Source organism: Robiginitalea rubriflava, assembly GCF_052540725.1.
The window spans coordinates 2688224-2702084 of the sequence record NZ_CP199309.1; the positions used below are offsets into that span (position 1 = coordinate 2688224).

Annotated in this window: 12 protein-coding genes; all 12 read right to left on the minus strand. The window is 35.9% G+C overall.

The features are described from left to right. Positions 1 to 119: 119 nt before the first annotated feature. Positions 120 to 1250 (minus strand): glycosyltransferase family 4 protein, encoded by a 1131-nt coding sequence (locus ACT6NU_RS12210; protein WP_445381950.1) that lies wholly within the window; start codon positions 1248 to 1250, stop codon positions 120 to 122. Positions 1251 to 1349: 99 nt separating this feature from the next. Beyond that, a complete protein-coding gene (locus ACT6NU_RS12215) occupies positions 1350 to 2450 on the minus strand; it encodes a glycosyltransferase family 4 protein (RefSeq protein ID WP_445381951.1) in 1101 nt (366 codons plus the stop codon). 29 nt (positions 2451 to 2479) lie between these two features. Further along, positions 2480 to 3646 (minus strand): glycosyltransferase, encoded by a 1167-nt coding sequence (locus tag ACT6NU_RS12220; RefSeq protein ID WP_445381952.1) that lies wholly within the window; start codon positions 3644 to 3646, stop codon positions 2480 to 2482. A gap of 5 nt (positions 3647 to 3651) precedes the next feature. Continuing rightward, the gene (locus ACT6NU_RS12225; protein ID WP_445381953.1) at positions 3652 to 4857 is read right to left on the minus strand and encodes a glycosyltransferase; all 1206 of its coding nucleotides are present in this window, start codon (positions 4855 to 4857) and stop codon (positions 3652 to 3654) included. Beyond that, complete coding sequence (locus ACT6NU_RS12230) at positions 4854 to 5783, minus strand: glycosyltransferase (RefSeq protein WP_445381954.1); 930 nt, start codon at positions 5781 to 5783, stop codon at positions 4854 to 4856. Before ACT6NU_RS12230 ends, ACT6NU_RS12225 begins: the two co-directional genes overlap by 4 nt. Before the next feature lie 11 nt (positions 5784 to 5794). Further along, positions 5795 to 7069: an ATP-grasp domain-containing protein gene (locus ACT6NU_RS12235; RefSeq protein ID WP_445381955.1), complete on the minus strand. Its 1275-nt coding sequence runs from the start codon at positions 7067 to 7069 to the stop codon at positions 5795 to 5797. A gap of 14 nt (positions 7070 to 7083) precedes the next feature. Continuing rightward, entirely contained in the window at positions 7084 to 8151 is a 1068-nt protein-coding gene (locus tag ACT6NU_RS12240; protein ID WP_445381956.1) for a DegT/DnrJ/EryC1/StrS family aminotransferase, read from the minus strand. Continuing rightward, positions 8148 to 9590, minus strand: coding sequence for a lipopolysaccharide biosynthesis protein (locus tag ACT6NU_RS12245; RefSeq protein WP_445381957.1), 1443 nt, complete (start codon positions 9588 to 9590; stop codon positions 8148 to 8150). Before ACT6NU_RS12245 ends, ACT6NU_RS12240 begins: the two co-directional genes overlap by 4 nt. Beyond that, positions 9580 to 10461, minus strand: coding sequence for a glucose-1-phosphate thymidylyltransferase RfbA (gene rfbA / locus ACT6NU_RS12250; RefSeq protein ID WP_445381958.1), 882 nt, complete (start codon positions 10459 to 10461; stop codon positions 9580 to 9582). Before rfbA ends, ACT6NU_RS12245 begins: the two co-directional genes overlap by 11 nt. Position 10462: 1 nt before the next feature. Then, positions 10463 to 11536 (minus strand): dTDP-glucose 4,6-dehydratase, encoded by a 1074-nt coding sequence (rfbB, locus tag ACT6NU_RS12255; protein WP_445381959.1) that lies wholly within the window; start codon positions 11534 to 11536, stop codon positions 10463 to 10465. Further along, on the minus strand, positions 11523 to 12821 hold the full coding sequence (locus ACT6NU_RS12260; RefSeq protein WP_445381960.1) for a nucleotide sugar dehydrogenase: 1299 nt from the start codon (positions 12819 to 12821) through the stop codon (positions 11523 to 11525). The genes rfbB and ACT6NU_RS12260 overlap by 14 nt, the downstream gene beginning before the upstream one ends. Positions 12822 to 12848: 27 nt before the next feature. After that, a complete protein-coding gene (locus ACT6NU_RS12265; RefSeq protein WP_445381961.1) occupies positions 12849 to 13844 on the minus strand; it encodes an SDR family oxidoreductase in 996 nt (331 codons plus the stop codon). Positions 13845 to 13861 lie beyond the last annotated feature (17 nt).

The following is a 13861-nucleotide window of genomic DNA, read 5'->3' on the forward strand; positions in this document are numbered from 1 at the left end:
TAACTCTTTACCGTATGGTTCTATAATCATTATAATATCTCTATTAATAGCACGAATTAAAGGTGAATAGTAAGAAAAATTGACTCCCCCTGATAATCTAAAGTTAGAATTACTTAAGTTTATTTTTCTGCTTTCTTTTGCAATTCTAGGAACAAATTCGCCCAGATCGGCATTATCTCGTCTATTTTGTATTTATATACGTTTTGATGTGAGTCAAAACGCATTTTCTTCAATTTTTGTTTGTTTCTGTAAAGCTCAATTACTGCTTTGGCGTATGCATTCTTATCCCTTTCGGAAATTAGAATTCCCGTATTTTCATTCAATATGTTTTTGGGACCGTGAGGACAATCAAACGCGATAACAGGAAGTCCACATGATTGGGCTTCTAAAAGCACTAAAGGAAAACATTCGTTGTGGGATGACATGCAATAAATACTACTTGCTTTAAATTTTTCCTGAATCCTATCTGTTTTTCCTTTTAGAAAAACAGATGTACTTAAATCATTTTCTTCAATTATCCTTTCAAGATTATGTAATTCATTTGTGCTTCCCTCACCGTATATATGTAAATGTAAATCAGGAATTTCCTTTTTTACTATAGACCAAATCTTAATTAAATCGTCAAACCCCTTTACAGGAGCAATTCTCCCTGCGGCTATAGCGACAGCTTTTCTAGGAGCATCGTGGTATTTTGGATAAAACGAGGTTGGATTTGGAATTACCTGAACATTTGGAGAACGGAAATAACGAGCCTCATCGTCATTTAAAACCACAAGACGATCGTAAGAATTAGCTATATAATCCGAAAGCTTGTGAAATAATTTCCTTGCTATTCCCCTTTGAGTTAGGCGTTTTTCTTTCTCAGTGTGTTGGGAAAAGTGATATTCTTTGATTGTTGCAATTTTTTTAAAACCCAATGGAACGAAAAAGGTGTCTACACCGTGATTGCATACCACCAGTACATCTGGTTTTACATTTGCTATAATCTTTTTTAAGAGATTAAAATGCTTTGGGATTTTCAGCAAATTTTTAGGATGAAAAAATGAAGTCTTCCTATTGTAATCTATACCCAAGTCGAAGAATCTAATCCGGGAGTCAAAATTATAGCAGGGATTATGACCTTTCTGCTCAGTGGTAATTATTACAACTTCAAAATCCGGGCGGCTTGCAAAATAATTAGCTTTTAGACTTAATACACGTTCTATACCTCCGTGTAAATATATTTGGTCGATCAAATAGACAATTTTCATCAAGACTGATTAGATGTGATTTTTTAATGGATCTCTTGAAATTCAAAAGCAAAGCAAGTGTTAAAATAAGCCGGGTTTATACTCCCCGTTCACATTCTTTTAAACTAAACTCCTGAATAGCGTGTCCCACATTTCGCAAATGTTTTCAGGAAGATACTTTTTACTGGATTGGTGCGCTTTTTCGCCAATAATCTCTCTAATTTCCTTATTGGACATCAAATAAAGCAAACTTTCTGCGAACAATTTTATATCTCCATCCGGGACTAGGTACCCATCATGATTACTCAAAATAATATCTCTGGGCCCCGAGGGGCAATCAAAAGCAATGCAGGGGACACCGTGATTCATAGCTTCAATCAAAACCATGCCAAACCCTTCCGATCTGGAAGTAAGAGCATAGATTGAGGACTCCTGATATTTAGCAGCAATATCTCTTACAGGGTCATAAAAACAAACCGAAGTAGCTATCTTAAGGGCTTTAGCCATTTCTACAAACTTCTCACCCTGATCCTTTTTTCCATAAATATGAAGTTTCCACTCGTCATGTTGTGTACTTACAATCTTCCAAATTTTTAAAAGTCGATCTATACCCTTCTGATAACCGTGATTAGCAACGCAAATAACCGTTTTATTGTTATGATTAGACAGTATTGCAGAATTAAAAGGGAGTGGATTGGGTATAACCCTCAAATTGTTCAAACCTGGCCATTCTCTTAAATTTCCCTTTGTCAGGACAATAAAATAGTCAAAATCTTTACCAAGCCTTCGCATTAACCTGTAGAAGAAATTAAGCCATACTTTTTTAAAGAAATTAGGCTTTTCTTCATTCTGGTGGAGTTTTATAGAGGCGTGTCTCTCATAAATAATTGGAAATTTGGATTTTAAAAGTTTAGGAACAAAAAATCCTTTAATTCCATCGTCACAAACAGATATTAGGTCAGGACTCAAATTGCTTACGAATGATCTTATTTGAATGAAATAGCTTATGTAAGTTAGTAACTTAAAATTGCTCACATTTAACTTATGTAGTTTTATCCTGGGGCTAAATGTGTAAAAGGTTTTTGAGTTATTGCCAAAAAGAGAAACTATATGAACTTCGTAGTCATTATTTTCCGCCAGATAACTCGCTTTTATTGAAAGTACGCGTTCCAGGCCTCCGGCACCGTCAATTGAATTCGTTATGTACAGAAGCTTAGGCATAAAAAGGCTTGAGAAAATAAAAAGGAGAGTTACCCTATTAAATTATTAATCATATCTAATGAATCCGTTTTGTAATCGGAATTGAGCTTGTTTAAATTATGGCAAATTTTGTTTTTAAATTCCTGATCCTTCAAAAATTTAAGTATACCTTCTTTTAAACTTATAGCATTCATATCGCAAATTAAACCTGTTTCATTATGTTTTATGATTGTATGCGCTGTTGGAAAATCTGTGGTAACTATCGGTTTTTTCAATACTGAGGCTTCAATTACGGTTATCCCTAAGCCTTCATAATAAGAAGGCTGAACGTAAACATCGCATTCTTTCATAAATGGATATGGATTATTTTTATGCCCTAAAAGAATAAAGTGTTGAGATAAGTTCTTTTTCTTAATTTGCAGTTCGAGTTCATTTCTCTGTGAGCCCTCCCCAACTACATACCAGATAAAATCCAAACCTTTGTCTTTTAGCAGTTCGGACGCTTCTATGGCAATGTCCAGTCCTTTAACTTTTTCCAATCGACAAACAGTAAGGATGGTAAATTTTCGAGAAAGTCTGTGATTTGGAAAAATGGGAGTAAATTCTTCACTCATTTTTTTAATGGTTTCCTTATCTACTATATCCCTTATAATATTAATCTCCAATATTTTATCAATAGAACTTAAGTTATTTTCAAGTGAACTTTTACTCTCCTCAGAAACGGCGATGACTTTATTGAAATTTTTATAGAATAAATAGTCGAAATTAATATCGTAACCAGCTTTTATGTGGTTTGTGTTAAGCCAGGCATACTTGTTTTTATAATTAACAACTTTTTCAGAAACATAATAGGTTGAAAAGCCCTGCCCATATGCTATGGCTGAATGATATTTTTTTTGGTTTAAAGGGACAATCCGGCGGACCGCCTTCCAGTAAAGCTGTGAAATGTGATATTTGTGTTTATAATCTAGTTGGCGACGAATCCAATATTCGACACGACATAAAAAAAAGACAAATGGATTTTTTTCAAGAGAAATGTCATAATACGTTAATGTTATTTTGGATGGTAGAAACGATTCAAATTCACCTCCCTTAAAAAAAACAAGGACTTCCACTTCATACTTTGAGTAATCTAAATTGTTTAGTAGCGTCACTAAGCTTTTTTCGGCTCCCCCGCATTTAAGTGAGTCAATAACGATTAATAATTTCTTTTTCAAAAGCATCAATTCAAATTAACCGTATTAAAAATCAAATTTATTTTGCTAATATGATTATTTCTCAAATAATCATTATCAGCTTTTAGAGATTCAGAAAATGCTATTCTAATATCTTTATTTTCTAATAAATAATTGATTGCCCTGAAAAGATCAGAGACAGTGCTTTCAACTATAATACCGTTTACACCATTATTAATCAATTCGTTGGCGGATGCTACATTGGTTATTACCATTGGTAAGTTGAAGGTTCTGGCTTCCATGATAGTTAGTCCATATCCTTCATGAAAAGATGTTTGTACGTACAAATCTGCGTTTTTTAAATACGCATAAGGATTAATCTTCTGTCCTATCATAATCACTTCGTTCGCTACATTTTCTGTTTGAATTACTGATTCAATTTTTGATCTCATTATTCCATCTCCAATACAATACCATCGAAAATCCTTGCCATTATTTTTTAGTAATCGAGCTACTTTTGGAATTAAAATTTGACCTTTTTCTTCAGTTAATCTTCCTAATGTGACGATCCTAACACCCTTTATATCATCTATGAATGTTTCCCCTTCATTGGCGAGGGAATTTAACTCATCAGGAATAATAATATTTTCGAAGACTTCTATTTTGCAATCCAGTAATGGGAAAAGATTTAAAATTTCTTTCTTTGATCCTTCAGAAACACAAAAAATTCTGTCAAACTTATTATAATATTTATTGCCAAAGTTTTTGTTTAAGCCAAGCTTCTTGACATCAAAATGTATCCATTGGTATTTAACTCTTGAGTTTACCTTTTTAAGAATAAAATAACTAATAAAATCTGATGGCCCGGCATAGGCAACGGCGAAATCATAACTGTTCTTAAATTCCGTTTTCCTTAAGGAATATCTATAAAAATGATCCCAATTTTTAGTTATTTTGGACTGAAAGTATACGTAAGTTAATCTGAATGCTTGTGAAATATTTAATCTCCTAACTGACATCAGGATATTTTTTAAAGGGGGCTCGTAAATTATAGACTTCATCCTTGAAAAACCCTCCAAGGTTTCGACTTTGACCCAATCTGGAATTGAATTTAGATATCCACCTTCATATTGTAATAAAAGTAGGGTTATATCATAATCATCTTGGGGCATATTTGAAATTAAAGAAAGCAAAGACTTTTCTGTCCCTCCAATATTCATGTTGTGTATCATGAATAGAATAGATTTTTTCATAATAACATTATCTTATTGCTTATGTACGTTATTAGAACAGAAGGTTTGTATAAAATTGCTTTAAATAGGTATTTTATTCCTTTAAATTTAAGTTGCTTTATAAATAATAAAGAGATCGAAAAATAGCAATCGGCTAATTCTGTCTTTCTTAAGAAGCTAAATTTGCCTCCAAAGTCTCTGGAAATTGCATCTCTATGTTGGTAAACACGTTCATAGAATTCCGGGGATGATTGGACTTGTGTAATACCTGTACCGTGCCTACGGTAAACTGACATAGTCCTGTTCATATAAAAAAGTTTACCATGTTCAGTTGCTGACAGAAATAATATTATATCTCCGTAGATATATTTATTATTATTTTTCCTGGGTAGATAGGTTTCTAAAACTTTTCTTCTAAAAACTACTGAGGCTGTGGGTATAGTCCACTTTTCAATTATGTCTTTACCAGAAAAGTACTGATTAGCATTTATACATAACAATCCGCTAGTTTCCAAGGGGATACCATCTAACATTAATTCAGAACGATGAAATGTTAAACTTGTACTAGGATTTTTATTTAAGTGTGTAATTTGATGGTGTAGCTTTGATTTATCTATCCAGTAATCATCACCTTCGCAAATAGCAATTAACGGGGCTCCTGAATTGTAACATTTGGTTAAATTGTAAAACCAATTATCAAGAGACCCTAGATTGGTTTGATTAACTTCAAAATCGATTAATAAAGGATACTTTTTAACGTATTCTTCACATATTTTAGCAGTATTATCTGTTGAATTGTCATCTGTAATAAATACTTTGAAGCTATACTTCGATTCTTGCATTATTATACCTTCAATAGTATCTACTATATATTTTTCATGATTGTAGGTAATCACTGAAATGGCAATATCTGGGGCCTCACAATTATTATTAGCCTTAATTTTCATTGAAGTCTATATTATTCAACCATCATATCTGGTGAGAATACTGGTATTCCCAGATTTTCAAACACTTGTTTTCTCTCCATATGGCTATCATCAATAAATATTGAATTTTCTTCTTCTATGAATTTATATTTCTGATCAATTGCCTTTAAATGAATAATTTTGTCAAAAAGATCATTTAACCTGATAATGGTCAATGCTTGCTTAATATCTCCAGAATGCTTGGTAATTAATATTAGCTGTTTACCCTGATTTAGAAATTTGTACAATTGACCAACTAATTGATAATTAATTTCTCCGTTTATAATTATGCAATCATCAAAGTCTACATAGACATTCTGGAAATCGCACTCAATTTTAAATCTAATATCCAATGCTCGATCAACTACAACAGTTGTATCATTTTCCAGTATTTCTACTTCTATGTTAAATGCATCGAATATACTTAATAGGGCGAAGTTTATTCCTTTTAACCTGTATAAGCTTGAAGATCCACCCAGCCTGGAAGCCACTTCTAATAAAACCAATTCACCTTTGGAATTTCGCTTTACTTGATAGAACCATGCTCCTCTTAGGTTTAAGGTGTCGTTAATTTTAGATGCAAAGTCAATAAATTCATTTCGATTACCTTTTGTAATTTCAGAAGTGTTTACAGAGATTCCATTTTTCACTCTTTTCCTCAACCTAGGGCCAACGAACAACAACTCTCTGTGCCTGTTTGTGAAGCAGTCTACAGTATATTCAGGACCATTCAGGAATTCTGTTATGACACAGTCTTTCCATTCCTGAAGATGTGCCTTTAATCCTTCATAATTCTCAATCTTCTTAGCTCCTCTGGACCCGTAGCCCACTGAAGGTTTTGCAAATACCGGATAATCTTTAATTTCATCGATCTTAGAATAAACGATAGGTGTTTTTATAATAGAACATAATTCTTTATAAGTTTTGACTTTAGATAAGCATATTTCGCTAGTTTTCAGATCTGAGGATATTATCTGGCAACCTAGGTATTTTTCATCTCGTTTAAGAGTGGTAATGGCACTATCCATGGCAGGATATATCGCATCAACCTTATGTTTTATAACTATACTTTTCATTACCTCTATAAATCCATCTTCTGAAATAAAGGGTATCTCACCGATGTAATTTTCGAATACGAATTTGCCATGATCATCTACACTGCTTGCACCTATAAGATTAATATGTCTGCTAAATTTTAGAGATCGGTGAATTTCTAAGGCCACCTCAGAACCACAAGGGAATACTAGAATATTAATTTTCTTATCCATTTTTTAATTGAGGTTTATCCATTCAAGACATCTACAATTATTTTTAAGTCTGTTTTCATAAGATTATGAGATAAGGGTAGACACAAAATTCTAGGAGCAATACTCTCGGAAATTTCCATTTTGCTTCCTCTGAGATAGTCAACGATGTTTAAAGATGGATAGAAGTATCTCCTCGGAAAAATATTATGTTTAGCCAACTTAAAAGTTTTCTTTTTAAGTATATTTTCGCTTTTAAATATTATAGGGAAATAACTATAATTCCATTTAGTATTAGCTCTAATTTTAATACCATTAACTAAATTGAAATCTATATTCTCAAAATAAAAATCGACGACCTTTTTGCGCTCTTCGATTACTCTGTCTAAATATGGTAAAATTGTTAAGCCTAGTGCAGCTTGCAGCTCGGACATTTTAGCATTTATGCCCAAGCCATGAAAATCAGTAGGCCCATTATGACCGAAATTGTGACTATAATAGCACTGATTATATAATTCAGGATTTGCACAAAATAATGCACCGCCTTCCGCAGTATGAAACAATTTTGTTGCGTGAAAACTACAAGTGCTTACATCACCGAAATTAAATAAAGATCTGCCATTATATTCTACTCCAAAAGTGTGAGCCGCATCGTAAATCACTTTTAGATTATGTTTTTTTGCAATTTTTTCAATCTTATCAACATTACACGGATTTCCAAAAACATGAGTTGCCAAAATTGCTGTCGTATTTTTGGTGATAGCTTCCTCAATCTTGTTTTCATTTATTGTAAGATGATCCGGATCGATATCCACAAAAACCGGTGTACAATTTTCCCATACAATGGAGGCAGAGGTAGCAATATAGCTAAATGGGGTGGTTATCACTTCGCCATTATGTGCCAACAACTTTAGCGCGATTTGTAGGGGGATTGTGCCATTATTCATTAAAATGATATTCGATACTTTAAGATAGCTCTTGAGTTTATCCTCTAATTCAAGAACTAGTTCACCTCTATTGGTTAACCATTCATTATCCCAAGCTCTCTTTAGATAAGCAGTATACTCATCAAGCGGGGGTAGAAAAGTTTTGGTAACATTTATCATGTTCTCTTAATTATACTTTTTAATTCATTTAATGGTTGCATTCTAAGTTTAAAAGCTATTAGGAGGTAAATAGATGATCCAATCAAACCACCAACAAGTAATCTAGCAAGGTCACCTGTACCATATTCTCTTATAATAAAATAGTCCTCAATCCAAATTACTAAACCAGAAAACAATCCAAGAACAAAGATTGGGGTTAGATCTTTTATTTGACTTAATGCTGGATATCGAATAAATTTGCCCGAATAATGCGTATTAATTATGAAGGCCAATAATGATAGAAAAACGCTTCCAAACAGTAAGGCGTAGATGCCAAACGGAATTGTTACTCCTATTACTACCACAACTGAAAATTTCTTAATTATTTCTAGCTTAAGAAAAAGATCTGTTCTGCCTTTAACACTTAGAATATTCAAATTATAAGAATGTAAAGGATATAATATGCCGTTTACACATAGTATTTGAAAATAAGGAACAGCAGTTAACCACTTCTCAGTGAAAAGAAACCTAAATAAGGGTTCTGCCAAAACCGCCATGAATATTAATGTGGGAGCTACCAAAAAAATTACAATTTGCATTATTTTACTGTAAGCCCTTTTAAGTCTTTCACTATCGTCCTGGATTTTAGAAAATATTGGAAAGGTGATTTTGCTTAATACAGCAGAAATATTCGCAGATGGGAGGTTTGTTACAGAGACTGCACGATTATAGTATCCGACTTGTGCTGGGGCAAAGAATTTTCCTAGAATAATTACAAAAGCATTGGAAAATAGAACCTCTAAGAGCCCTGAAAGTGTTAATTTATAACCAAAATTGAAATGTTTTTTAAAAAGATTCTTTTTAAACCTTAATTGAGGCCTCCAATCAGACCAAAACCAAAGTAAAATGGTGCTAAATAATGATTGAGCAATAGCCATCGCAACCAAACTCCATACCCCATAGTTATTTGTTGCCAGAAGAATTCCTATAATAGCAGATAAAAGTAAGGAAGGTAATGTTATTTTGAGTTGCTTTTTAAAATCTAAATCTCGAGTTAGCCTAGTATTCTGAATGATTGAAAAGGCATTAATTATAAGTATCAAGGCATATAATCTCGTAATATTAATTAGAATTTCCTGACCATAAAACTGAGCTATTAAAGGAGCTGTTAAGTATATAATTACATAGAAAATGAGACTTCCAACAAGATTAAATATAAATACTGTAGAATAATCATCTCTCACTAAGTTTTGTGATCTAATAAGGGAGGAAGCCAACCCTGAATCCATTAGGGATGAAGCTATTCCCATAAAAATGCCTATCATGGCGATTAAGCCAAATTCCTCTGGCTCAAGCAATCTTGCCAGTAATATAGACACAAGAAACCCTATACCTTGCACACTGATTTGTTGCGTAAATGCCCAAGCTCCGCTTTCAATGGCTTTTTTTCTAAGAGACATCTATTAATACTTTATCTCTTATGTAACAATAATAATCTCCTTTATATCCTTGAATATTACTGCTTACTTCTTTTTTGTTAATCCATCCATAATTAAACGCTATTTCTTCAAGGCAACCTATTTTCAATCCTGTTCTTCTTTCAAGAGCTTTTACAAATTCATTGGCTTCCATTAAAGCCTCATGGGTGCCAGTATCCAACCAAGCAAAACCACGACTAAGGATTTCTACCATAAGTTCTTGGTTTAGTAAATATTCTTTATTTACTGAGGTTATTTCTAATTCTCCTCTTTTCGAAGGTTTTACTTTTTTGGCAATTTCTATAACAGAATTGGGATAGAAATATAAACCAACGACTGCATAATTTGATTTAGGTTTTTCCGGCTTTTCTTCTATATTAATAACCGTATGTTCCTTATTAAATTCAACAACTCCATATCGAAAAGGATCCTGTACATAACTGCCAAATACTACGGCTTTGTTTTCCTCTTTTACAGCTTTAACAGAATTCATCAAAATTTTTTGTAGACCGCCGCCGTAAAAAATGTTATCCCCCAAAATTAAGCAAACACTGTCTTGGCCTATAAAGCTCTCTCCAATGATAAATGCTTCGGCTAATCCGTTAGGATTCTCTTGTATAGCGTAATCAAAGCAGCATCCAAATCTTGATCCATCCCCTAACAGTTCAGTGAATGCTAATTGATCTTTGGGAGTAGTAATGATTAATATATCTCGAATTCCTGCCAACATTAGAATTGACAACGGATAGTATATCATGGGTTTATCATAAACTGGTAATAATTGTTTACTCACGGAAATGGTAAGTGGAAACAATCTAGTCCCCGATCCGCCTGCCAAAATGATTCCTTTCATATTAAATTCTTGTTTGACTGTATTGTGTTTTATAATATTTCTGATATTCTCCGGAAGTTACATGCTGCAACCATTCACTGTTATCAAAGTACCACTCAATGGTCTTTGCCAGTCCTTCTTCAAAAGTAACGGAGGGATTCCATCCCAAGCCATCATGTATCTTGCTGGCATCAATGGCATAACGGAGGTCATGGCCGGGCCTGTCCCTTACGAAGGTTATAAGTTTTTCGGATTCGCCTTCCTGTCTCCCCAGTTTAATGTCCATTTGCCTACATAAAAGCCCTACCAGGTCAATATTCTTCCATTCGTTAAAACCGCCAATATTGTAGGTTTCATTCTTTTGGCCTTTGTGAAAAATCAAGTCAATGGCCTCGGCGTGGTCTTCAACATATAACCAATCCCGGGTATAGTTTCCATCCCCATATACAGGCAGGGGATTTTTATTAATGATGTTATTTATAAATAAAGGGATCAGTTTTTCTGGAAACTGGTTCGGGCCATAATTGTTGGAACAATTACTGATTGTGTAGGGCAATCCATAGGTTTCACCATAAGCCCTCACGAAATGGTCCGAACTGGCTTTTGAAGCTGAATAAGGTGAATTAGGGTCATATGGGGTTTCTTCAGTAAAATATCCTGTTGCACCCAGGCTGCCGTATACCTCATCTGTACTTACATGATAGAACAACTTCCCATCCCAGTTATCCATCCATATAGCTTTAAAGGCGTTTAACAGGTTTATGGTACCGAGAATATTGGTTTTGGCAAAAGCCAGAGGGTCCGTTATGGAGCGGTCTACATGTGATTCTGCCGCAAGGTGGATGACGGCGTCAAATTGCTTTTCTGCAAATTCCTTTTCTATAAAGGCTGCATCAGTTATGTCCCCCTTTAGAAAAAAATAATTATCCCGGCCTTCAATATCTTTTAGGTTTTCCAGGTTGCCGGCATAGGTGAGGGCATCGAGGTTGTAAATATTGTAATCCGGATATCGTCGCACAAAGGTCCTGACCACATGAGAACCAATAAAACCAGCCCCTCCGGTTACCAATATATTTTTCTTTTTATAATCGGCCATTTACTGTTTCTTTAATTTTTCCTTTAACATCATATATTATTCCTTCAGGAATGAGATATGACCTCAGACTTAAATTTTCAAATGCCTCATGAGCCACGGTTAAGACTATGGCATCAAAACTTCCTTCAGGACAATTTTTAACCGTATTTAAACCGTATTCATGATATACTTCCTCCGGATTAGCCCAGGGGTCGTAAACCGTAACATCCGTTCCGAATTCCTGAAGGCTTCTAATTACGTCCACAGCGCGTGTATTTCTTACATCTGGGCAGTTCTCCTTAAAGGTGATGCCCAAAACCAGCACCTTGGCATCTTTGATACGGATGTCTTTTTGGACCATCAGCTTGATGACCTGGGAGGCCACATACTGCCCCATACTGTCATTGAGCCGCCTCCCGGCCAGGATTATTTCCGGGTGGTAGCCGAATTCCTGAGCCCGCTGGGCGAGATAGTAAGGATCCACCCCAATACAATGACCGCCAACCAGGCCTGGTTTAAAGGGTAGAAAATTCCATTTGGTGCCGGCCGCTTCCAAGACAGAATGTGTGTCAATACCCATCAGGTTAAAAATCTTGGCCAGCTCGTTTACAAAAGCAATGTTGATGTCACGTTGTGAATTTTCAATCACCTTCGCGGCTTCGGCTACCTTGATGGTCGGGGCCAGGTGCGTCCCCGCGGTGATTACCGAGGCATACAGGGCATCTACCAGTTTTCCAATCTCAGGGGTGGAGCCGGAAGTTACCTTCAGGATTTTTTCTACCGTGTGCTCCTTGTCACCCGGGTTGATGCGCTCGGGGGAGTAGCCGGCGTAAAAATCTTTATTAAACTTCAATCCGCTCACTTTTTCCAGTACGGGAACACACTCTTCTTCAGTTACCCCTGGATAAACCGTAGATTCGTAAATAACGATATCTCCCTTCTTCAAGACCTTTCCTACCGTTTCACTGGAGTGATAAAGTGGGGTCAGGTCCGGACGGTTGTTCTTGTCAACCGGGGTGGGGACCGTAATTATGTAAATGGTTGAATCGGAAATGTCTTCCAGATTATCTGAACAATAAAGACCTACACCTTTAGGAACTTCATTAAGGGTAACGGCTTTCAGGACTGCATTATCCACCTCCAGGGTGCTGTCATGCCCCTGCTGTAGTTCAGCGATCCGCTTGGCATTGATGTCAAAACCTACAACAGGATATTTGGTAGCGAAGAGACGCGCCAGGGGCAGGCCTACATAACCGAGGCCAATAACAGCGATTCGGGAATTATTAAGTGTTTTAATGCTTTTCACTATTATGTGCGTTTAAAGAAATATTTTTTACAGGTTTTTCCAATACCAGGAAACAGCCTCTTTCAGGCCTTTTTTGATGTCGTATTGCGGGTGGTAACCCAGTAATTTTTCAGCTTTCTCAATGGATGCGAGGGAGTGGGGGACATCCCCTGGGCGTTCAGGGCCATGTTTAAGACTTACTTCGGCAATTTCAGGATCGTATTCAGATAAATATTCTTTTAATAATTCCGTCAATTCCAACAGGTTCGTTCGCTCTCCGTAGGCGACGTTATAAACCTGATTAACCGCATCTTTATTGTCTTCTACCAGGGCAAGGATATTCATTTGCACCACATTATCTATATAGGTAAAATCCCTGGAATAGGATCCGTCCCCGTTGATGGTCGGGGATTCATGCTTCATCAATTGCATTACGAATTTTGGGATCACCGCCGCATACGCCCCGTTTGGGTCCTGCCTCCTCCCAAAAACATTAAAGTAGCGCAGGCCGATAGTGTCCAACCCATAGGCTTTGTGAAAAATATCGGCATATAATTCGTTAACGTATTTGGTGATGGCATAAGGGGAAAGGGGCTTCCCTATCTGTTCTTCTATTTTGGGTAATGCTTTGGAGTCCCCGTAAGTTGAAGAACTGGCGGCATAGACAAATCGTTTTACATTCTGATCCCGGGCTGCCACGAGCATATTCAGGAACCCACTTACATTGACTTCGTTGGAGGTGATAGGGTCATTCAGGGATCGGGGAACGGAACCGAGGGCTGCCTGGTGCAGGACGTAGTCTGCCCCTTCACAGGCTTTCATACAGCTTTGCAAATCCCGAATGTCTCCTTTGATGAATTCGAAATTTTTATGGTCCAGAAAAGGCTCAATATTTTTTTGTTTTCCAGTGGCAAAATTATCCAGGGCTTTAACCCGGTTTCCGTTTTGGAGAAGGTATTCAATAAGGTTGGAGCCAATAAAACCGGCTCCTCCGGTAACTAATACGGTCTGGTCTGGGGAAAGACCCAAAGGTCCGATATTCATGGCAGGTTATTTCTTTT